This window comes from Streptomyces sp. HUAS ZL42, assembly GCF_040782645.1.
Lineage (GTDB): Bacteria > Actinomycetota > Actinomycetes > Streptomycetales > Streptomycetaceae > Streptomyces.
The window spans coordinates 5,727,320-5,748,151 of record NZ_CP160403.1 but is presented as its reverse complement, the minus strand read 5'-3'; the positions used below and the strand labels follow the sequence as shown (position 1 = coordinate 5,748,151).

Here is a 20,832-nt window from a genome sequence, read left to right as displayed (position 1 = left end):
CGTGATGCTGCCGTTACCGATTCCGGCTGAACGACACGAGTGAAATTACAAGTGTGCTGCTCCGGGCGAGTCAAGCCGAGATCTGCTATTGGGCCCCTTATTCACTCTGCGGAACCAAGCCAGTGCAGAAAGTGTTCAAATCGCCATAAACCATGACAGGCAGAAGAGGCCCCGGACGCCTTGGGCCCCGCACAGAGCTTGTACGGAGAAGGACGCCCGGAAGTTCGTTCTCGTTCCGACTCGTTTCCGACACACGCAACGAAGCGATCCGGATCACAGTCGGATCACGGGATCGCAACGACGCCTGTGCGCCCGGTTGTGCGCCATGTGTCCCCGCGACCCCATGAACAAACCTTTCACCTTCGCGATGAACCGGATGAGGTGAAACATGTCCCACATACCGGGCGTCAAGTTGACAGTGGAGGTGTGAACCGATGTCCTAGGGGGCATGCTCGCGAACTTGGCGCTCACCTCGACCCGCTCCGCCGGGTCCCTCGGTGCTGCCCGCGCTCGCTGTAGCTGTTGTTGCTGTTCCAGCTGTTGAGCCACACCCGCTCCGGCTGCGCCTGAGTCCCTCGCGACTCGGCCGCTGTTTCCCTTCGGCCCCACCAGGGCACCTCTGTCCCCCACTCTTCCGCCGAGGAACCACCGCACTCCATGAACAGCGACAGCGACCTCCAGATCGCCGGCGACATCCTCGAAGTCCCGCACCTCCTCCAGGCTCCGCGCGAGCACCCGGCCACCGTCGCCGAGTTCGTCGGCCTGGCCCGCTCCATCGCCGCCGACCGCTCGCAGTGGGAGCACCTCGTCCAGTACGACGCGACCTCCCGCTGGTACCACCGCCTGCGCACCGGCCCCGGCTACGAGGTCTGGCTGCTGAGCTGGGTGCCGGGGCAGGGCAGCGGGCTGCACGACCACGGCCGCTCCTCCGGTGTGCTGACCGTCCTGGACGGCACCCTGACCGAGCACACCGAGCGGGGCACGCGCGCGTTGGAGGCGGGTGCGCAGCGGGTGTTCGCGCCCGGGTACGTGCACGAGGTGGTGAACGACGCGCTGGAGCCGGCCGTGAGCCTGCACGTCTACTACCCGGGGCTGACCGAGATGCCGATGCACACCACGCATTCGGCGCATTCGGCCAGGTGCGCGCCCCCGGCGGAGTACGACGAGGTCGACGTCGTGACTGCCTGACACGTTGTCGTACCCGCCTGCAAGACTGCTCCCATGCGCATTGTGGTTCTGGCAGGCGGCATCGGCGGTGCCCGGTTCCTGCGCGGTCTGAAGCGGGCCGCGCCGGACGCCGACATCACGGTCATCGGCAACACCGGGGACGACATCCACCTTTTCGGGCTGAAGGTCTGCCCGGACCTCGACACGGTGATGTACACGCTCGGCGGCGGCATCAACGAGGAGCAGGGCTGGGGGCGGGCCGACGAGACCTTCCACCTCAAGGAGGAACTCGCCGCGTACGGGGTCGGGCCGGAGTGGTTCGGACTCGGCGACCGGGACTTCGCCACGCACATCGTGCGGACGCAGATGATCGGCGCCGGGTATCCGCTCAGCGCGGTGACCGAGGCGCTGTGCGACCGCTGGAAGCCGGGGGTGCGGCTGATCCCGATGACGGACGACCGCGTCGAGACCCATGTCGCGGTCGAGGTGGACGGCGAGCGCAAGGCGGTCCACTTCCAGGAGTACTGGGTGCGGCTGCGGGCGTCGGTGCCGGCGGAGGCGGTCGTACCGGTCGGCGCCGAGCAGTCCAAGCCGGCGCCCGGGGTCCTGGAGGCGATCGCCGAGGCGGACGTCGTCCTCTTCCCGCCGTCGAACCCGATCGTCTCCGTCGGCACGATCCTCGCCGTGCCCGGCATCCGCGAGGCGATCGCCGACGCCGGGGTGCCGGTGGTGGGCCTGTCCCCCATCGTCGGGGACGCGCCCGTGCGCGGCATGGCCGACAAGGTGCTCGCCGCCGTGGGTGTGGAGTCCACGGCCGCCGCGGTCGCCGAGCACTACGGCTCGGGGCTGCTCGACGGCTGGCTCGTCGACACCGTGGACGCGGAGGTGGTGGAGCGGGTCGAGGCGGCCGGGATCCGGTGCCGGGCCGTGCCGCTGATGATGACGGACCTCGAAGCGGCCGCGCAGATGGCACGGGAGGCGCTGGAGCTGGCTGAGGAGGTGCGGGCGGCATGAGCGACGCATCCCCCGACTGGCACGAAGGGGCCGGCGACGGCTACAGGGTCTGGGCCGTGCCCGGACTTCCCGAGGTCCAGCGGGGCGACGACCTCGCCAAGCTGATCGCCGCCGCCGAACCTGGGCTCGCCGACGACGACGTTCTCCTGGTCACCTCGAAGATCGTGTCCAAGGCGGAGGGCCGGGTCGTCGAGGCGGCCGACCGTGAGGCCGCGATCGACGCCGAGACGGTCCGGGTGGTGGCCCGGCGCGGCGCGCTGCGGATCGTCGAGAACCGGCAGGGGCTGGTGATGGCCGCCGCTGGCGTCGACGCCTCCAACACCCCCTCCGGGACGGTGCTGTTGCTGCCCGAGGACCCCGACGCCTCCGCGCGGGCGATCCGGGACGGGCTGCGGGACGCACTCGGCGTCGACGTCGGGGTCCTCGTCACCGACACCTTCGGGCGCCCGTGGCGCGCGGGACTCACGGACGTGGCGATCGGTGCCGCCGGCGTGCGCGTGCTCGACGATCTGCGCGGCGGCACGGACGCGTACGGCAATCCGCTCAGCGCCACGGTCGTCGCGACCGCCGACGAACTGGCCGCCGCCGGTGATCTGGTGAAGGGCAAGGCCGCCGGGCTGCCTGTGGCCGTCGTGCGCGGACTGCCCCATGTGGTGGCCGAGGGCGACGGAGAGGGGGCGCGGCCCATGGTGCGCGGAGCCCGCGACGACATGTTCCGGCTGGGGACGTCGGAGGCGGTGCGCCTGGCGGTCACCCAGCGGCGTACGGTCAGGGCCTTCACGGACGAGCCGGTCGACCCGGGGGCGGTACGGCGGGCGGTGGCGGCGGCCGTGACGGCGCCGGCGCCGCACCACACGACGCCGTGGCGGTTCGTGCTGCTGGAGTCGCGGGAGTCCCGGGTCCGACTGCTGGATGCCATGCGGGATGCGTGGATCGCCGATCTGCAGCGGGACGGCAAGACCGAGGAGTCCATCGCCAAGCGGGTGCGGCGGGGAGACGTGCTGCGCAACGCGCCGTACCTCGTCGTGCCGTGTCTCGTCATGGACGGGGCGCACACGTACGGGGACGCGCGGCGGGACGCGGCGGAGCGGGAGATGTTCGTGGTCGCCGCAGGGGCCGGCGTACAGAACCTCCTGGTCGCGCTGGCCGGGGAGCGGCTCGGGTCGGCGTGGGTGTCGTCCACGATGTTCTGCCGGGACGTCGTGCGCGAGGTGCTGGGGCTGCCCGGGGACTGGGATCCGATGGGGGCGGTGGCGGTCGGGCATCCGGCGGAGGAGCCGAGGCCTCGGGCGGAGCGGGATGCGGGGGCTTTCATAGAGGTGCGGTGAGGTCGGCGTACGTACCTCTACTCTCATAGGGCTCCTCCGACATCCCGGGACTGTTCGTGGCTGGACGTTTCGCTCCGCGGCCCACGCGTACGACCGTGCGCGGGGGGCATGTCGTCGTGCCCGGCGGGGTGCCCCGGCAGGCGCCCGCTCCGGGGCGGGCGCGGACGTGGGTGCCGGACGGGCCGCTCGATCTCGGGCTGGTGCTGGGGCCGCTGCGGCGAGGGGCGGGGGATCCCACGTTCCGGGCGATGCCGGACGGGTCCGTGTGGCGGGCCAGTCTCACCCCCGCCGGGCCCGGGACGCTGCGGGTCGCCGCCGTGGGTGGTGAGGTGCGGGCGGAGGCATGGGGGCGGGGGGCCGGGTGGCTGCTGGAGCAGTTGCCGGAGTTGCTCGGGGCCGCCGACGATCCGTCCGTGTTCGTGCCTCGGCACCGGGTCGTGGCGATGGCGCGGCATCGGCGGCCGGGGCTTCGGCTGACGCGGACCGGGCTGGTGCTGGAGTCGTTGATTCCGTCGATTCTCGAGCAGAAGGTCACGACCGATGAGGCGTACCGGGCATGGCGGTTGCTGGTGCGGAAGTACGGGGAGCCGGCGCCGGGGCCCGTGGGTGGGCGGCTGTTCGTGATGCCGGCGCCGCGGACGTGGGCGCTGATTCCGTCGTGGGAGTGGCATCGGGCCGGGGTCGACAACAAGCGGGCGTCGACGATCCTGCGGGCCGTACGCGTGGCGGGGCGGCTGGAGGAGGCGGTGGGGATGCCTCCGGCGGCGGCGCAGGCTCGGTTGGAGGTTGTGCCGGGGATCGGGCCGTGGACGTCGGCGGAGACCGTGCAGCGGAGTCACGGGGCAGCGGATGCGGTGACTGTGGGGGACCTGCATCTGCCGGGGATTGTGGGGTGGGCGTTGGCCGGGGATCGGGATGCGGACGATTCTGTGATGTTGTCGTTGCTGGAGCCGTATGCGGGGCAGCGGCATCGGGCGGCTCGGTTGATTCTGTTGAGCGGGCGGACGCCGCCGCGGAGGGCTCCGCGGATGCCGAAGGGTGATATCGGGCGGTTGTGAGTCGCTGGTGCTTGGCGGGTGCCCGGGGTTGGCGGCGGCGCGGGGTGGGCCGCGCAACCCGGCGCTCACGGGGTGCCGCCCGCGCCCACCCGTGCCGCCCCAGGCGGCACGACTGCCCGCGGACGAACGCGGTGGCTGAGCGGGGCGCGCACACGCGCCAACGCGGTGATTGAGCACCGCGCGCACGCGGACCAAACGCCGTGGCTGAGCACCGCACACGCCCGCGGGCCACTTGGTCGCTGAGCGCGGCGCGCACGCGAACCAACGCGGTGGCTGAGCGCGGCGCGCACACGGACCACGTGGTGATTGAGCACCGCTCGCACACGGACCAAACGCAGTGGCTGAGCACCGCACACGCCCGCGGGCCACTTGGTCGCTGAGCGCGGCGCGCACGCGAACCAACGCGGTGGCTGAGCGCGGCGCGCACACGGACCACGTGGTGATTGAGCACCGCTCGCACACGGACCAAACGCAGTGGCTGAGCACCGCACACGCCCGCGGGCCACTTGGTCGCTGAGCGCGGCGCGTACGTGGGCCAACGCGGTGGCTGAGCGCGGCGCGTACGTGGGCCAACGCGGTGGCTGAGCGCGGCGCGTACGTGGGCCGCGTGGTGATTGAGTAACGCGCGCACGCGCGAACAGGCGCCGGGGCTGGGATGCGTGGCCGCCCGACGCCTACGACACGGCAGGGCTGGGAGCGGTGATCCCCGGAGGGCGCCCCCAGCCCTGCTCTGTTGTCACTGGTCCGAGGAGAAGCGGACTGCTCCCGCTGGGATGTTCGCGTCGCACCAGACTCTCGCGCCCTCGCGGAGTTCGTTGTCCGGGCCGATGATCGCGCCGTCGCCGATGACCGTGCCGGTGAGGACGGAGCGTTCGCCCACGCGGGCGCGGGTGCCGATGAGGGAGTCGGTGATGACCGCGCCGGGTTCGATCACCGCGCCCGGCAGGATCGTGCTGCCGAAGACCCGGGCTCCCTCCGCGACGAAGGCGCCTTCGCCGACCACCGTGCCGCCCGTGAGCTTCGCGTCCGGCGCGACCATTGCCGTGGGCAGGATCAGGCGGTCGCCGCAGCGGCCCGGGACCGCGGGAGACGGCGCCCGGCCCAGCACAAGGTCCGCCGAGCCACGGACGAAGGCCGCCGGCGTGCCGAGGTCCAGCCAGTACGTCGAGTCCACCATCCCCTGGAGGTGGGCTCCCGCCGCCAACAGGTCCGGGAACGTCTCGCGTTCCACCGAGACCGGACGCCCGAGTGGGATCGTGTCGACGACCGAGCGGCGGAAGACGTACGCCCCCGCGTTGATCTGGTCGGTGACGATCTCCTCGGGGGTCTGCGGTTTCTCCAGGAAGGCCAGGACCTTCCCCGTGTCGTCCGTGGGGACCAGGCCGTAGGCGCGCGGGTCCGTCACCTTGGTGAGGTGGAGGGAGACGTCCGCACCCGTCCTCTCGTGGGTGTCGACCAGCCTGCGGATGTCCAGGCCGGTGAGGATGTCGCCGTTGAACACGAGCACAGGGTCGTCGGGACCCGAGTGCAGGCGGGACGCGACGTTGCGGATGGCGCCGCCCGTGCCCAGGGGCTCCTCCTCCGTCACGTACTCGATGTGGAGGCCGAGTGACGAACCGTCACCGAAGTACGGTTCGAAGACCTCCGCCAGATAGCTCGTCGCGAGCACGATGTGGTCCACGCCCGCCGCTCTCGCCCGCGCCAGTTGGTGCGTGAGGAACGGCACCCCCGCCGCCCTGACCATCGGCTTGGGCGTGTGCACCGTGAGCGGGCGGAGCCGCGTGCCCTTGCCACCGACCAGGAGGATCGCTTCTGTCACCTGTCGTCTCTGCTTCCTGCCGGGACCGGCCGAACTGTCCGTCGGCCGGCCAGTGTGTGCAGTCCGTTGTGCGGCGCCTTCGATGGCCGTGCGGCGTTCCGTCCCTTGTCCCCCGACGGCATGTGAATGTGCCCCCCAATGAGCGTGTCCCCGGTCTCAGCGCCCCTGGTAGCGCGCTGCCTTGGAACGGGCCGAACCGAGCTTGCCGTAGAGCTGCCGCCCTGGGCATGCCGTGGAGAAGCCGTCCCGGTGACCGGAGATCACGTTCAGTCGTACGTTCTTTCCCTTTGGGTAGAGATTGCCACCCCCGGACTTCAGGTATGTACTCCCTCGCGGATTCGCCCCGTAAAGACCAAGCTTCCAGGCCGTCAACTGGGCGATCGCCCGCACCGCACTGGAAGACGGTTTCGAGGAGCTGTACGTGCCGACGACGGCGATCCCCATGCTGTCGGTGTTGAACCCGAGCGTGTGTGCGCCCAGGACGGCCTTGGCCACGCCCCCGGCGCGCCCCTCGTAGATGGTTCCGCACTTGTCGACGAGGAAGTTGTAGCCGATGTCCCGCCAGCCCATGCTCTTGACGTGGTAGCGGTAGATACTGCGAATGACCGAGGGAACCTGCGAGCACCTGTACGTGTTGCCGGATGCCGTGTGATGCACGAAGACCGCCTTGACCTTCTTCGTGTATACGAATCCCTTCTCACGCAGCTTCTCGTCCGCGCCCCAGCCGCGCCGGGTGACGATGCGCGGGCGCGGGCCGATGTACGGCTTCGCCCGCAGACGTCGCGTCGGAGCGCTCTCGCTGAGGGAGTACAACTCCCGCACGGTCTGCCGCCGGTTGAGGGCGGGGATCTCGGTGGCTCCGAGCGGTACGTCGGTGAGGGCCGAGTTGGTCTCGGAGGCTGCGGCGGCTTCCGGGCCGAGCCTCGTCGGGTTGCCCAGGGGGCGGGTGTGCGGGGAGCCCACCGGGGCGTATCGGGGCGGGGCGTGGTGGCCTCCCTTGCCGGTGCCGGTGCCGGTGCCGACCGTGCCGGAATCGGCGGCGCCCGGGTCGACAAGTTCGAGGCGCAGGCCCGAGGGGAGGGGTGACCCCCCGGTCACGGTGCGGAAGCCACGGGCGGTCTCCTCGGTGCGGGGTGCGCCGGCGGTTGCCCGGACGCGTACCTCCACTCCGTCCGAGTCGCCCACCCACAGCGGGGCGGTGGCGCCGCGCACCCGGCCGGAGGTGCGCTCGGTGGTGTCCGGGTCGGCGGCGTGATCGGCGTTGTGCGTCTCGACGTCCTGCCAGCGGGACCAGGTGCCGGTGCCTGCCGCGCGGGTACGGACCTGGACGCGGCCGTGCAGTTCGGTGGCCGGGTCGTCCCAGATGACGCCCACCAGGGAGAAGTGGCGTACGCCACGGCGCGGCAGGCCCCGATCGGCGGCGACGCGGGTGCCGAGCGCGCGGTCGCGGGTGAGGGGGACGAGGGGCAGCGACTGTGTGCTGCCGGGGATGCCGGAGGCATCGGGGGCGGCGGAGGTGGCGGCGGAGGCGCGTCTGGCTGTGATGCCCGCCTGCGCGGTCGCCGCGGCAGTGGGTGGGGTCAGGGGAAGCGCGAGGGCGGCCGCGCACGTGACACCGATCGAGGAAGCAAGCAATCCACGCATGGTGCCGATCCTGGGCATAGCCATACATATCTGTCCATCCGGGAACTGACGGGCCGTCGGGTGACGTTCCGCCAAACCGGTGGCGGTGCACGGGCGGAGAGCGGGGGGCCGGGCGGCCGGGTGCTGGGTGCGGGGGCCGGGCGGCGCGTACGCTTGCGCGGGTGAATGCCACCGATCGCACCCCTGCCGACCTGCTGCGTTCCGCGCTTGCCGCGGATCCCGCGCGCCCGCTCGTGACCTTCTACGACGACGCCACGGGTGAACGTGTCGAATTGTCCGTGGCCACCTTCGCCAATTGGGTGGCCAAGACGGCGAATCTCCTCCAGGACGGGATGTCCGCCGAGCCCGGTGACCGGGTCGCGCTGCTGCTGCCTGCGCACTGGCAGACGGCGGTGTGGCTGCTGGCGTGTTCGTCGGTGGGCGTCGTCGCGGACGTGGGCGGGGATCCGGGGCGGGCGGACTTCGTCGTGGCCGGGCCCGGGAGGTTCGAGGCGGGGCTGGTGTGCGGGGGTGAGCGGTATGCGTTGTCGTTGGCGCCGCTCGGGCGGCGGTTCCTGCCGGGGCCGCCTGAGGGGTATGCGGACTACGCGGTTGACGTGCCGAGTCATGGGGACCGGTTCGTGCCGTACTCCCCCGTCGATCCCGAGGCTCCCGCGCTGATCGTGGCGGGGCGGGAGTTCAGCGGGGCGGAGATCGTGCAGCGGGCGGCCGCGGAGGCGGCGGAGGTGGGGCTGACGGGGCCGGGGGCTCGGGTGTTGTCGGGGCTGCCGTATGACACGTGGGAGGGGTTGAACGCGGGGTTGTATGCGCCGTTGGCCACTGGGGGGTCTGTGGTGCTCTGCCGGCATCTGGAGCAGGTGGGGGCGGAGGCGTTGGACAAGCGGATCGAGAGTGAGCGGGTCACGGCGGTGGCCCGGTAGGGCGCACAGCCGGCGCCGACGGTTTCACGCCCCCGGCACCGCGGCTGACGCGAGGGTGGGCCGCGCCAGCGCCTGCGGCCGGCACCCACCGATCACAGGCGCCAGGCGATTGCGGCCGGCCGCGAGTAGGCCGCACAACTCCGCACTGACGGCGTACCACCCGCGCCAGCGCCCGCAGCCGAGGCCCCACCGATCACAGGCGCCTGACGATGCGGCCGGCCGCGAGCGGGCCGCACAACCCCCGCGCTGACGGGGTGCCGCCCGCGCCAGCGCCTGCGGCCGGCACCCACCGATCACAGGCGCCAGGCGATTGCGGCCGGCCGCGAGTGGGCCGCACAACCCCGCGCCGACGGGGTGCCGCCCGCGCCCACCCTCCCCCATTCTCGGCTTCGCTCGAGTGGGGGACCCCCATCGCCCCAGGCGGCACGTATGCCCGCCGACCGACGACGTGGCTGAGCACCGTCCGCGCCCGGCACACCCCCAGCCGCGACTGCCTACGGACCAGCGCGGCGGCTGAGCACCGTCAACGCCCGCGGCCCCATCGCGCCCCGCCCCGCGCACCCCCGGCCCCCGCCCCTCCATCACCCATCCGGCCCACCCCCACCCCCCACCTCCGCCCCACCCACGCCATGGTCGTAGGAGCGGCACGACACGTTCGTGTCGCTGCTACGGGTCGTACGCCATGAGGGGTGGATCCAGACGTGAGCGACACCGCGGGCAGGCGTTCCGGGCAGGGGCCGGGGGTGGTGGGAGGTGGGGGCTCGGCCAGTGGGGTGGGGCTGGGGCGGCGGCGCCGGCGGCGGTGGGTGCGGTGGGCCGCCATGGGGGTCGGTGTGGTCGTCGTCACAGTCGGCGGGGCCGGGTGGGCGCTCTACGCAAAGCTCAGTGCGAACATCACGCCCGACGAGGCCGCCGCAGCCGAGCTCGCCCGGTACGCGAAGGAGCGGCCCACCTCGCTGGTCAAGGGGGCGCAGAACATCCTGCTGATCGGATCCGACTCGCGCTCGGGCGACGACAACGGCAAGTACGGGCGCGACTCGGGCACCGAGCGGTCGGACACGACCATCCTGCTGCACCTCGCGGCGGGGCGGCGCAGCGTCACCGCCGTGTCCATTCCCCGGGACCTCATGGTGGACGTGCCCAGTTGCCGGCGGCCGGACGGCAGCCGTACCGAGCCCATGTTCGCCATGTTCAACTACGCGTTCCAGACGGGCGGTTCGGCCTGCACCATCCGTACCGTCGAGAAGCTGACCGACATCCGGATCGACCACCACGTCGTCGTCGACTTCAGCGGCTTCAAGGACATGGTGGACGCCGTCGACGGAGTCGAGATCTGCCTCGCCGAGCCCATCCGCGACAAGGCCGCCAACCTCACGCTCCCCGCCGGCAAGGTGACGCTCGACGGCGAACAGGCCCTCGGGTACGTAAGGGCCCGCAAGTCCCTCGGCAACGGAAGCGACACCGACCGCATGGACCGGCAGCAGCGTTTTCTCGGGGCGCTCGTCAACAAGGTGCAGAGCAATGACGTCCTGCTGAATCCCGTGAAGCTGTATCCCGTGCTGGACGCGGCCACGTCCTCCCTCACCACGGATCCCGATCTGGCAAGTCTGCGTGGTTTGTACCAACTCGTGAGCGGACTGCGGGACATCCCCACCGAACAGGTGCAATTCCTGACCGTTCCGCGGGAGTCGTACGTCTACAACGCCAATCGTGACCAGCTCGTGGAACCCGAGGCGGAGAAGCTGTTCGAACGACTGCGCAGGGATGCACCCGTGGAGGTGTCGGAGAACGTCTCGCACGATTCCGGTGCAAATGGCGATAATTTTCCTGGATCCCGGGGTGCGCCCTCCGACGTGCACGAGCCCGATGCCACCTCATCGCCTGCCCCGACCTTCCGCGGAAACACCGCCGCCGAGAACGCCTGCGAGTAAAGCGCAGGCCAAGCCGGGGAACTTCAGTTCAAGGAAATGGGGCGGATTGCCCGGTTGTAGGGACGTGGAATTTGTCACCGTCGTGGCTTGACGCCGAACTGGGCGGATAGTGTGAGCGATCCGGTGCACCATGCCACGAGTTCCGACCTGGGGCCGTGCACTGCGAGACCGAGACCCGAGCGCCTTTGAGGGGGGAAAGGCGCCGCGTGGCCCCGACGGAGGATTCGGACAACCGTGGACGCGCAAGGCCGTGGGCGGGCGGAAAACATCGATCCCGCAGACCAGTGGGTGCTCAATCCGAACACTGGCGAATACGAACTGCGACTGACTCCTTCCGCACCGCAATCGGCGGTGCCCGGGCCCCGTAGATCCGCCTCCCGGGCGGTGGGTTCCCCGAGTGGTGCGGTGGGCAGCCGGACGGCGCCACCCGGGCGCGAGACGCCCGAGGCCCCGGGCCGTCGCGTGCCGGGCCCGCGCAGAGGGCGGGGCGTGCCCGAGGAGCCGCTGCCGGGGCGCCGCGGGCGCCGGCCGGTGAAGAAGAAGTCACGGGCGAAGAAGATCCTCATGTGGACCGGCGGCGTGATGGCCTTCGTGGTGCTGGGCACCGCCGGGGCCGCGTACCTCTACATCGAGCACCTCAACGACAACATCCAGTCGGCTTCCGACGACGGCGCGAGCACCGGTGGCTTCCAGAAGGACAAGGCCATCAACATCCTGCTGATCGGCACCGACAAGCGCACCGGCGCGGGCAACGAGGGCTACGGCGACAAGGGCAGCGTCGGACACGCCGACACCACGATCCTGCTGCACGTCTCCAAGGACCGGACGAACGCGACAGCGCTGAGCATCCCGCGCGACCTCATCGTGGACGTCCCGGACTGCCCCACCGAGCAGGAGGACGGCTCAACCAAGGTCATCCCGGGCACGGACGGCGTCCGCTTCAACACCAGCCTCGGCCAGGACGGCCGGACGCCGAGCTGCACCATGCGCACGGTCACCGAGCTGACCGGGGTCACCCCGGACAACTTCATGGTCGCCGACTTCAACGCGGTCAAGACGCTGACCACGGCGGTCGGCGGGGTCGACGTCTGCCTCGCCAAGGACATCAAGGACCCCGACTCGCACCTCAACCTGAAGAAGGGCACGCAGCACATCGCGGGCGAGACGGCGCTCGCCTTCGTGCGCACCCGGCACGCGGTCGGCTTCGGCGGCGACCTGAGCCGTATCACGCTGCAGCAGCAGTTCCTGAGCGCGCTGATGCGCAAGCTGAAGTCCAACGACACGCTCACCAGCCCGTCGAAGATGCTGAAGCTGGCGGAGGCGGGCACCGAGGCGCTCACCGTCGACTCCAAGCTGGACAGCATCGGCAAGCTGAAGGACCTGGGCCTGGAGCTGGGCAAGCTCAACACCAAGAACCTGACGTTCACCACGGTGCCGGTGCTCGACAACCCGGCCGAGAAGGTCAAGGCGACGGTCGTCGTGAACACGGCCACGGCCCCCACGGTCTTCCAGATGATCAAGGAGGACGTCTCCTTCACGGAGGTCAAGCAGAAGGCGCAGGCGTCGAAGGACGCGGCGGCCGCGGCCGCGGAGGCCCGCCTCAAGGGCACCAAGTCCGCCGCCTCCGCGGTGCGGGTGCGGATCATGAACGGCGGGGCTCCCGCCGGCAGCGCACAGGCAACTCTTAACTGGCTGCAGAATGATGAGGGCGTGACGAAGTCCGAGAACGCGGGCAACGCGCCTGCGGAGCTCAGCAAGACGACGCTCGAGTACGCGCCCGACCAGGCCGACCAGGCACGCAAGCTCGCCGAGATCATGGGCCTGCCCGGAACCGCGCTGAAGCCGGGCAAAAGCGTCACGAACGCTCAGGGTCTGCCGACGATGACACTGACTCTGGGCAAGGACTTCAAGGGTGCGGGAGTCTCGCTCACCGCCCCCGTGAAGGTGCCGGATTCGGTCCAGAAGTCCACGGCGGACAAGGTCGAGTGCGCCAAATAGTGACCTAGGGGGTTAACCCTAAGGTCCGTCAAATAGTGACTCAGGGGGTAACCCAACGGGTCCGTCACGCGTCTGACTTGACGCGGGACGGACCCGTGTCAGGCGCAGGGTGGGGAGGGCAGGGAGTTGGCGCAGAGCATTGTGCCCGGGGAGGTACCTGCGGTCGAGGACACGATGTCCCTCACGCCGCAGGAGAAGGCCGGTGGGGGCCGGCACGGCGGCGGAGGGCGCAGAGGCGCGCGCGGTACGGACCGGCAGCGGCGCAGACGCCGTGTGCTGCGCTGGTCCGCGACGGTGCTCGCGGTGGTGATACTCGGCACCGCCGGTGCCGGGTACCTCTACTACCAGCACCTCAACGGCAACATCAAGAAGGACGCCCTGAACATCGGCGACGAGAAGGACAGGGCGGCCAAGACCGAGGCGAACGCGGCCGGTCAGACGCCGCTGAACATCCTCCTCATCGGCTCGGACGCGCGTGACAGCGCGGAGAACCAGAAACTCGGCGGCGCCAAGGACACCTTCGGCGGGCCCCCGCTCGCGGACGTCCAGATGCTGCTGCACGTGTCGGCGGACCGCACCAACATGTCGGTCATCAGCGTGCCGCGCGACACTCTGCTGGACATCCCCAAGTGCACGGACCCGGACAGCGGCGAGAAGTACTCGGCACTCACCCATGTGATGGCGAACGAGTCGCTCCGCCGCGGCGGTCCCGGCTGCACGGTGGCGACGTGGGAGAAGCTGACCGACATCCACATCGACCACTTCATGATGATCGACTTCTCGGGTGTGGTGTCGATGGCGGACGCCGTCGGCGGCGTCCCGGTCTGTGTTGACGCAAACATCTACTCGCACACCTCCGCCGGCAAGGGCTCCGGCCTGAAACTGGAGAAGGGCACCACGTCCATCAAGGGCAAGCAGGCCCTGCAGTGGCTGCGCACCCGCTACGGCTTCGAGGACGGCAGTGACCTCGGGCGCGCCAAGGCACAGCACCAGTACATGAACTCGATGGTCCGCGAGCTGCGCGAGAACGCCACGCTCACCAACCCGAACAAGCTGCGCAAGCTCGCCGAGGCGGCCACGAAGGCGATCACGGTGGACGAGGGCCTGGGCACCATCGCGAAGATGTACGACCTGGCCAACGAGCTGAAGAAGGTCCCGACCGAGCGCATCACCATGACGACGATGCCGAACCGGTACGAGGGCGTCCGGGTGGTGCCCACGGAGGACGCCACCAAGCTGTTCCGTCTGGTGCGCGAGGACATCGCCCTCGACGGCAAGGACAAGAAGAAGCCGGCCGCCACGGCGACGCCCGCCGCCTCGGACCCGGCCGCCGCGGACGACGAGATCGCGGTCCAGGTCCACAACAGCACCAGCACCACCTCGCTGGCCGCCGTCAGGGGGCGTGCGAAGGCGGTGACCGAGCTGCTGGTCGGCAAGGGCTTCACCAAGGCCGTGGCGGACACCTCGGCCGCGACGGCGGAGGCGACCACGGTGATCCGCTACCCGAGCGCCGACCTCCAGGGCGACGCCCAGCGGGTGGCGAAGGCCCTCGGCATCCCGACGAGCGCGGTGAAGAAGTCCACGTCCGTGTCGGGTGTCACGCTCTTCGTGGGCGCGGACTGGCGGTCGGGTACGACGTACACGGCGCCGGCGACCGACGACAGGACGCCGACGTCGGCACAGGCGATCAACGCGTCCGACAAGAGCCAGTGCATGCACGTGGACCCGGACTACACCTGGTAGTCCCGGCCCTGCGCGGTGTCCGGTGGGGCGGCCGAAGGCCGGGCCCACCGGACCGGCCCGGGGACTCAGTTCGAGGCGAGGACCGCCGGGCGGCGGGAGGCGATGACCTTCTTCGCCAGGGAGCGCGGGCTGGTCAGGAAGCCCCACGCCCACGACATGTGCATGGTGGCGAGCGCCACGGGGATCTGCAGCCGCGCCTTCAGCGGCAGCCCCTTGCCCGCCGGTACGGACCCGAGCAGGATCGCCGCAAGGTAGCCGCCGGGGACCACGAGGCCCCACGGGGTCAGCAGGGCACCCACGAGGAGACCCGCGGCCATCGCGCACAGCGCGGCCGGCGCGGCGACGTAGCGCAGGTTGATGGAGCCCTCGTGGTAGCGGGCGACGACGTGCCGCCAACGGCCGTAGTCCTTGTACTGCTTGGCGAGGGCCTTCACCGACGGCCGCGGCCGGTACGACACCTTCAGCTCCGGCGAGAACCAGACCAGCCCGCCCGCCTCACGGATCCGGAAGTTCAGCTCCCAGTCCTGGGCGCGGATGAACTCCTCGTTGTAGCCGCCCTGCTGCTCCAGGGCCTCGCGCCGGAAGACACCGAGGTAGACGGTCTCGGCCGGACCGGCTTCGCCGCCGGTGTGGAAGGACGCGTTGCCGACCCCTATCTTCGAGGTCATCGCGGCGGCGACCGCGTGCTCCCAGTCGTTCTCGCCCTCCGCGTGCATGATGCCGCCGACGTTCTGCGCGCCGGTCTCCTCCAGCAGGCGTACGGCCGTGGCGATGTAGTCCGGTGAGAGCATGCCGTGCCCGTCGACGCGCACGACGATCGGGTTGCGGGAGGCCCTGATCGCGGCGTTGAGCGCGGCGGGCGTGCGACCGGTCGGGTTGGGGACCGTGTGCACACGGGGGTCTTCGGCCACGAGCTGGGCGGCGATCTCGTCCGTGCGGTCCGTTGACGGACCGAGGGCGATCACGACCTCCATCTCGCCGGGGTACTCCTGCGCGAGGATCGCTTGGACGGCTCCGCGCAGATGCCGCTCCTCGTTGAGGACGGGCATGATGACGGACACGGCGGGGAGCTGCACGTCGGACTTGGCGTTCATAGGGGGCTCACGTTACCGCGAACGGGGGACACCGTTGCGCCCCGCCGGGTGCGCTGCCCCGGGCGGCAGTTCCCCCGGGCCTACGGTGCTCGGGGATCCCCCACGTACGGCCGTCGCCCGGAGGTGTCCTCATGCCCACACCGCCTCGGTCCCCCGCGCCGCGGCCGCCGCGCCGCCCGCAGCCGTCGTCCCGTCGCACGCCGCCGCCTCCTCCGCCCCGCCACGCGCCCGCCCCCTCCCCCCGCGCCCCGCGTCCCCCCGCAGGGCGGAAGAAGCCGCGTTGGGCCATGCGGGCGGTCACCACCCTGTCCGTCGTGGTCCTCGCCTCCGCCGGGATCGGGCACTCGGTGGTCACCAGCCTCGACTCGGACATCGCCCGGGTCGATCCCTTCAAGGACATGAAGAACCGCCCGCAGGCCGGCCACGGCATGAACGTCCTGCTGGTGGGAACGGACGGCCGCGACGAGATCAGTGAGCGGGACCGGCGCAAGTACCGCCTGGGCGGCGCCCCCTGTCACTGCACCGACACGATGATGATCGTGCACATCTCGGAGGACCGGGACCGGGCGAGCGTGGTGAGCCTGCCCCGGGACAGCTACGCCGAGACGCCCCCGCACACCGACCGGACGACCGGCGAGCAGCACCGCGGACACCCCGTCAAGCTCAACGCGGCGTACGCGGAGGGCGGGCCGCAGCTGACCGTGCGGACGGTCGAGCACATGACCCATGTGAAGATCGACCACTATCTGGAGGTCGACTTCGTCAGCTTCATGAAGACGGTGGACGTCCTCGGCGGCGTGAGGGTCTGCACCGCCGAACCCCTGAAGGACTCGTACACGGGTCTCGACCTCCCGGCGGGCACGCACACGCTGACGGGCGGCCAGGCGCTGCAGTACGTCCGCGCCCGGCACGTCGACGGGGCCTCCGACCTCGGACGGATGAGACGCCAGCAGCACTTCCTGGCGGCCCTGGTGGCGCAGGTCACGTCCTCCGGGATCCTGCTCAACCCGCTGCGGTTCCGGGACGTGACCCGGGCGGTGCTGAGCTCGGTGCGGGCGGACCGGGGCTTCGGCACGGACGAACTGCTGGACCTGGGGCGGGCGATGCGCAACTTCTCCCCCTCGTCCTCGGAGTTCACGACCGTGCCGATCGGCCGGATGGGATACGCCGTGAAGGGCATCGGCTCGACTGTGAAATGGGACACGGCGAAGGCCCGCCGCCTCTTCCGCGCCCTGCGCGACGACAGACCGCTGTCCGCCGGTGCCCGGCCGCGCGACACGGCCGCGCCCGTGGACGTGGCCCCGGGCGAGATCCGCGTCCAGGTGGAGAACGGCACGGCGACGGCCGGGCTGGGCAAGCGGGTCGACACGGCGCTGGCGGCGACCGGGTTCCGTACGACGGGGCAGCCGGTGACCGCGGCGGACCACTCGGTGCGGCGGACGGTCGTCGTCTACGACCCCCGCTGGGACCGCTCCGCCAAGGCGCTGGCAACCGCGCTGCCCGGCAGCGAACTACGGGCGGTCGACGGGCTGGGGCCGACGCTGAAGGTGATCGCGGGGGCGGACTTCGAGCAGGTCAGGAAGGTACGGGCGGAGGATCCGTACCGGGGGGAGCTGGGGGTGGCACGGGGGGACGAGGTGCGGTGCTCCTGAGCGCCGGGCAGCTCAGTCCTCGTACCCTTCCGCCGCCCTCTTCTCGCGCAGCTCCATGATGGCCCGCCGCCGGGCGAGACGGTGGGTCCGGCGGATCTGGGCCTCCTGGTAGCGGCGCTCGTCCCGCTCGGTCTCCGGTATCACGGGCGGCACGCGGCGCGGCTTGCCGTCGGCGTCCACCGCGGCGAAGACGAGGTAGGCGGAGCCGACCTGGGTGGCCGGGGCGGACTCGTTCCAGCGTTCGGCGAGGACGCGTACGCCGACCTCCATCGAGGTCCGCCCGGTCCAGTTGACCTGGGCCTTGACATGGACGAGGTCGCCGACCCGGACCGGTTCGAGGAAGGCCATCTCGTCCATGGACGCGGTGACGGCGGGCCCGCCGGAGTGCCGCCCGGCCACCGCGCCCGCCGCGTCGTCGACGAGCTTCATGATCACACCGCCGTGCACGGTCCCCAGAAGGTTCGTGTCGTTGTGGGTCATGATGTGGCTGAGGGTGGTCCGGGACGCGGACGTGAGCTTGCCCGGAATGTCCGATTCTGTTGCGGGGGCCTGGTCTGTCATGGCCTCCACCTTATGCCGGGGTGACATCTGCGGACTTTGTGTCGGGTTCGCAACAGCAGTGCCCTGATTTTCCGACGACCCTTGTAAGGAACACCGTCGCGCCCTGCACACTGGGGCCCATGAACGATTGGCCCCAGGGATGGTCCGACGACAACCGCGGCAGCCGGTACGGACGCGGCAGCGCGAACGCACAGCCTGAAGGCGCGCGCGTCATGCGGCAGGTCCGCCGCGGTCCGGCGGCACCGCCCGGGCAGGGCGCGTACGGCGGCGGGGTTCCGCAGCAGCCGTCGTACGTCAACGGCCAGGGCTACGACGACGGGTACGACAGCGGCTACAACACCGGCCAGGTCTATGGCACGCCCGGCGGCCGCGGCCCGGACGATCCGGACGACTTCTTCGCGCCCGAGCCGCGCCCGGCGCCGAACTGGCGACGCCGTATCAAGTGGACGGCGCTCACGCTCGTGACCGTACTGGTCGTGACGACCGTCGCCACGTACTTCTGGGCCGACTCCAAGCTCAACCGCGAGGTCGACCTGTCGAAGGTCATCGAACGGCCCGAGGCGGGCGAGGGGACCAACTACCTGATCGTCGGCTCCGACAGCCGCGCGGGGCTGTCCGACGAGCAGAAGAAGAACCTGCACACCGGGTCCGCCGAGGGCAAGCGCACGGACTCGATGATGATCCTCCACGTCGGCGACAACGGCGACACGCTGATCTCGCTGCCCCGTGACTCGGACGTGGAGATACCGACGTACGTGGGCTCGGAGTCCGGCAAGACCTTCAAGGGCACGGGCCGGCACGTGAAGTTGAACGCGGCGTACGCGGAAGACGGTCCGACGCTTCTCGTCCGCACCGTCGAGTACAACACCGGTCTGCACATCGACCACTACGTGGAGATCGGCTTCGCCGGCTTCGCGAACATCGTGGACGCGGTCGGCGGCGTCACGATCGACATCCCGCAGGACATCAAGGACACCAAGTCCGGCGCGAACTTCAAGAAGGGCGAGCAGACCCTGAACGGCGAGGAGGCGCTCGCCTTCGTCCGCACGCGGTACGCGCTGAAGAACTCCGACCTGGACCGTACGAAGAACCAGCAGAAGTTCCTGTCGGCCCTCGCGCACCAGGTCGCGACCCCCGGCACGATCCTCAACCCCTTCAAGCTGTACCCGACCATGGGCGCGGGCCTGGACTCCCTGATCGTCGACAAGGACATGAGTCTGTACGACCTGGCGTCGATGTTCTGGGCGATGAAGGGCGTCAGCGGCGGCGACGGCAAGTCCATGAACATGCCGATCTCCGGCTCCACCGGCGGCAACCTGGTCTGGGACAAGGCGAAGGTGAAGACGCTGGTGAACGAGTTGAAGAACGACGAGAAGGTCACGGTGTCGGGTGGCTGACGGGGCCGACGGCGGCAGACCGCCGTTCGACGCGGTGCTGTGCGACGTCGACAACGTGATCCGGTCCTTCGACACCTCCGGCCTGCTGGCGCTGGAGCGTGCCGCCGGGCTGGCCGAGGGCACGACGATGAAGGTCGCGTTCGCGCCGGACGTGATCCTGCCGGTGGTGCTGGGCCGGATCACCCCGCAGGAGTGGGTGCAGTCCATCGCCGAGGGCCTGACCGGTCCGGCGCCCGAGGACACGGCCTGGGAACTGGGCGCCGCGCTGCTGGAGTCGCCGTTCCACGCCGACGAGACGGTGGTGGGGCTGCTGCGCCGGGCGCGGACCCGGATGCCGCTGGTCCTCGTCAGCAACGCGACGCTCGACCTGGAGGCCGACCTCGCCGCGCTCGGGCTGGCCGACCTCGCCGACGACGTCGTCAACAGCGCCCGCGTCGGCCTCGCCAAGCCCGACCCGAGCATCCTCGAACTCGCCGCGGCCCGGGCGGGCGTGCGGCCCGACCGCTGCCTCTTCGTCGACGACACCCTGGAGAACGTCGAGGCGGCCGCCGCGCTGGGCATGCGCACCGTGCACTTCCGCGAACCGGCCGATCTGGAGCGGGCGTTGAAGCCGCTGTTCTAGGCCGTCCCGGAGGCGAGCAGGGCGGCGTGTGGGAGGACCAACCGGCCTTCGGTGTCCGTGAATTCGGTGCTGAGCCGTTCGTATTCGCGCCGGATCCCCGCGACCGTCTCCGGCTGCTGCGCGGTGACGATGCGTCCGACGGTGGCGATGCCCCCGGCGGCCCCGCCCCACCACTCCTCCAGGCCGGCCCGGTGCTCCCAGGCGAGCCCGGTCGCCGTCACGGAGGCGAACCCGGCCTCTTCGAGGAGCCCGGCGAGCCCGTCCGCGGTGCGTTCGAAGTCCTCGGCCGGATCGAGCCGGGGCAGATACTCCGGCGGTACGGCCCCCGCGGCCTCGCAGGCGCGCCCCAGCAGTTCCATCCCGGCCTGCCGTCCGCCGCCCCACACGGTCACCGCGACCCGCCCGCCCGGCCGCAGCACGCGCCGCAGCTCGGCGAGCGCGGCGCGCGGACGGCCGACGTGGTTGAGCACGAAGTTCCCGACGACGACATCGAACTCACCGTCCCCGTACGGCAGTTCCGGCAGCACGGCCACCCGCGCGGGCACCGCGCGCCGCCGCGCCAGCGCCACCATCCCGGCATCGGCGTCCACGGCACCCACCCGCGCCCCGCGCTCCAGCGCCGCCAGGGCGGCGACACCCGTCCCCGTCCCGGCGTCGAGGAGGTACGTCCCGGCCGAGACCCCCGCCGCGTCCAGCAGCGCCTGAACGGGATGCGCACACAGGCGGGCGAAACTCGCCGCGTACACCTCGGCCCGCCCGTCCCACATCTCCCGTTCGGCGGCGTCGAAGGCTTCCGTGGCGCTCGTCATGTGCGGTCCTCCCTGGGCCGGCCGACGGCTCCCCCACAGCGGTTCGAGGGCACCCCTGACAGCGGAGGTGCCCTC

Annotated in this window: 16 protein-coding genes; 11 read left to right on the top strand and 5 right to left on the bottom strand. The window is 71.0% G+C overall.

The window, feature by feature from the left end:
• Positions 1 to 657: 657 nt before the first annotated feature.
• The 4 genes from ABZO29_RS26465 to ABZO29_RS26450 are packed head-to-tail and all read left to right on the top strand — an operon-like array spanning position 658 to position 4,567.
• Positions 658 to 1,188 carry a cysteine dioxygenase family protein gene (locus ABZO29_RS26465; protein WP_367322676.1) on the top strand — a complete coding sequence of 177 codons (531 nt, stop codon included), beginning with the start codon at positions 658 to 660 and terminating at the stop codon, positions 1,186 to 1,188.
• Between the two features lie 33 nt (positions 1,189 to 1,221).
• Positions 1,222 to 2,181 (top strand): 2-phospho-L-lactate transferase, encoded by a 960-nt coding sequence (cofD, locus tag ABZO29_RS26460; RefSeq protein WP_367322675.1) that lies wholly within the window; start codon positions 1,222 to 1,224, stop codon positions 2,179 to 2,181.
• Positions 2,178 to 3,509, top strand: coding sequence for a coenzyme F420-0:L-glutamate ligase (locus ABZO29_RS26455; RefSeq protein WP_367322674.1), 1,332 nt, complete (start codon positions 2,178 to 2,180; stop codon positions 3,507 to 3,509). Before cofD ends, ABZO29_RS26455 begins: the two co-directional genes overlap by 4 nt.
• 56 nt (positions 3,510 to 3,565) lie before the next feature.
• A complete protein-coding gene (locus ABZO29_RS26450; RefSeq protein ID WP_367322673.1) occupies positions 3,566 to 4,567 on the top strand; it encodes a DNA-3-methyladenine glycosylase in 1,002 nt (333 codons plus the stop codon).
• 736 nt (positions 4,568 to 5,303) lie between these two features.
• Here the strand turns inward: ABZO29_RS26450 and ABZO29_RS26445 are convergent.
• A complete protein-coding gene (locus ABZO29_RS26445; RefSeq protein ID WP_367322672.1) occupies positions 5,304 to 6,386 on the bottom strand; it encodes a sugar phosphate nucleotidyltransferase in 1,083 nt (360 codons plus the stop codon).
• Between the two features lie 156 nt (positions 6,387 to 6,542).
• A complete protein-coding gene (locus ABZO29_RS26440) occupies positions 6,543 to 8,030 on the bottom strand; it encodes an N-acetylmuramoyl-L-alanine amidase (RefSeq protein WP_367322671.1) in 1,488 nt (495 codons plus the stop codon).
• A gap of 161 nt (positions 8,031 to 8,191) precedes the next feature.
• Here ABZO29_RS26440 and ABZO29_RS26435 point away from each other — a divergent pair, with 161 nt between their 5' ends.
• From ABZO29_RS26435 to ABZO29_RS26420, 4 genes are all read left to right on the top strand, one after another.
• Positions 8,192 to 8,950 carry a TIGR03089 family protein gene (locus tag ABZO29_RS26435; protein WP_367322670.1) on the top strand — a complete coding sequence of 253 codons (759 nt, stop codon included), beginning with the start codon at positions 8,192 to 8,194 and terminating at the stop codon, positions 8,948 to 8,950.
• A gap of 821 nt (positions 8,951 to 9,771) precedes the next feature.
• A complete protein-coding gene (locus ABZO29_RS26430; RefSeq protein ID WP_367326253.1) occupies positions 9,772 to 10,881 on the top strand; it encodes an LCP family protein in 1,110 nt (369 codons plus the stop codon).
• A 234-nt stretch (positions 10,882 to 11,115) separates the two neighbouring features.
• The gene (locus ABZO29_RS26425; protein ID WP_367322669.1) at positions 11,116 to 12,879 is read left to right on the top strand and encodes an LCP family protein; all 1,764 of its coding nucleotides are present in this window, start codon (positions 11,116 to 11,118) and stop codon (positions 12,877 to 12,879) included.
• Between the two features lie 174 nt (positions 12,880 to 13,053).
• Complete coding sequence (locus ABZO29_RS26420; protein ID WP_367326252.1) at positions 13,054 to 14,622, top strand: LCP family protein; 1,569 nt, start codon at positions 13,054 to 13,056, stop codon at positions 14,620 to 14,622.
• Between the two features lie 65 nt (positions 14,623 to 14,687).
• On the opposite strand, the gene ABZO29_RS26415 is transcribed toward ABZO29_RS26420, so the two are convergent.
• The gene (locus ABZO29_RS26415) at positions 14,688 to 15,716 is read right to left on the bottom strand and encodes a glycosyltransferase family 2 protein (RefSeq protein ID WP_367322668.1); all 1,029 of its coding nucleotides are present in this window, start codon (positions 15,714 to 15,716) and stop codon (positions 14,688 to 14,690) included.
• A gap of 131 nt (positions 15,717 to 15,847) precedes the next feature.
• Between ABZO29_RS26415 and ABZO29_RS26410 the strand changes: the two genes are divergently transcribed.
• On the top strand, positions 15,848 to 17,368 hold the full coding sequence (locus tag ABZO29_RS26410) for an LCP family protein (RefSeq protein WP_367322667.1): 1,521 nt from the start codon (positions 15,848 to 15,850) through the stop codon (positions 17,366 to 17,368).
• Between the two features lie 12 nt (positions 17,369 to 17,380).
• Here the strand turns inward: ABZO29_RS26410 and ABZO29_RS26405 are convergent, their stop codons facing one another.
• Positions 17,381 to 17,956 carry an acyl-CoA thioesterase gene (locus ABZO29_RS26405; RefSeq protein WP_367322666.1) on the bottom strand — a complete coding sequence of 192 codons (576 nt, stop codon included), beginning with the start codon at positions 17,954 to 17,956 and terminating at the stop codon, positions 17,381 to 17,383.
• A gap of 92 nt (positions 17,957 to 18,048) precedes the next feature.
• On the opposite strand from ABZO29_RS26405, the gene ABZO29_RS26400 reads away from it, so the two are divergent.
• Both ABZO29_RS26400 and ABZO29_RS26395 read left to right on the top strand, forming a co-directional pair.
• Positions 18,049 to 19,326 carry an LCP family protein gene (locus ABZO29_RS26400; RefSeq protein WP_367322665.1) on the top strand — a complete coding sequence of 426 codons (1,278 nt, stop codon included), beginning with the start codon at positions 18,049 to 18,051 and terminating at the stop codon, positions 19,324 to 19,326.
• Entirely contained in the window at positions 19,319 to 19,948 is a 630-nt protein-coding gene (locus ABZO29_RS26395; RefSeq protein ID WP_367322664.1) for an HAD-IA family hydrolase, read from the top strand. The genes ABZO29_RS26400 and ABZO29_RS26395 overlap by 8 nt, the downstream gene beginning before the upstream one ends.
• Here ABZO29_RS26395 and ABZO29_RS26390 read toward each other — a convergent pair.
• Complete coding sequence (locus ABZO29_RS26390; RefSeq protein ID WP_367322663.1) at positions 19,945 to 20,757, bottom strand: class I SAM-dependent methyltransferase; 813 nt, start codon at positions 20,755 to 20,757, stop codon at positions 19,945 to 19,947. The genes ABZO29_RS26395 and ABZO29_RS26390 overlap by 4 nt on opposite strands.
• Positions 20,758 to 20,832 lie beyond the last annotated feature (75 nt).

What these genes read in the sequence shown, in the direction of transcription:
- ABZO29_RS26400 (WP_367322665.1), top strand. Translation starts at nt 18,049, where the DNA reads ATGAACGATTGGCCCCAGGGATGGTCCGACGACAACCGCGGCAGCCGG.
- ABZO29_RS26465 (WP_367322676.1), top strand. Translation starts at nt 658, where the DNA reads ATGAACAGCGACAGCGACCTCCAGATCGCCGGCGACATCCTCGAAGTC.
- ABZO29_RS26430 (WP_367326253.1), top strand. Translation starts at nt 9,772, where the DNA reads ATGGGGGTCGGTGTGGTCGTCGTCACAGTCGGCGGGGCCGGGTGGGCG.
- ABZO29_RS26440 (WP_367322671.1), bottom strand. Translation starts at nt 8,030, where the DNA reads ATGCGTGGATTGCTTGCTTCCTCGATCGGTGTCACGTGCGCGGCCGCC.
- ABZO29_RS26420 (WP_367326252.1), top strand. Translation starts at nt 13,054, where the DNA reads ATGTCCCTCACGCCGCAGGAGAAGGCCGGTGGGGGCCGGCACGGCGGC.
- cofD (WP_367322675.1), top strand. Translation starts at nt 1,222, where the DNA reads ATGCGCATTGTGGTTCTGGCAGGCGGCATCGGCGGTGCCCGGTTCCTG.
- ABZO29_RS26405 (WP_367322666.1), bottom strand. Translation starts at nt 17,956, where the DNA reads ATGTCACCCCGGCATAAGGTGGAGGCCATGACAGACCAGGCCCCCGCA.
- ABZO29_RS26415 (WP_367322668.1), bottom strand. Translation starts at nt 15,716, where the DNA reads ATGAACGCCAAGTCCGACGTGCAGCTCCCCGCCGTGTCCGTCATCATG.
- ABZO29_RS26390 (WP_367322663.1), bottom strand. Translation starts at nt 20,757, where the DNA reads ATGACGAGCGCCACGGAAGCCTTCGACGCCGCCGAACGGGAGATGTGG.
- ABZO29_RS26410 (WP_367322667.1), top strand. Translation starts at nt 15,848, where the DNA reads ATGCCCACACCGCCTCGGTCCCCCGCGCCGCGGCCGCCGCGCCGCCCG.
- ABZO29_RS26455 (WP_367322674.1), top strand. Translation starts at nt 2,178, where the DNA reads ATGAGCGACGCATCCCCCGACTGGCACGAAGGGGCCGGCGACGGCTAC.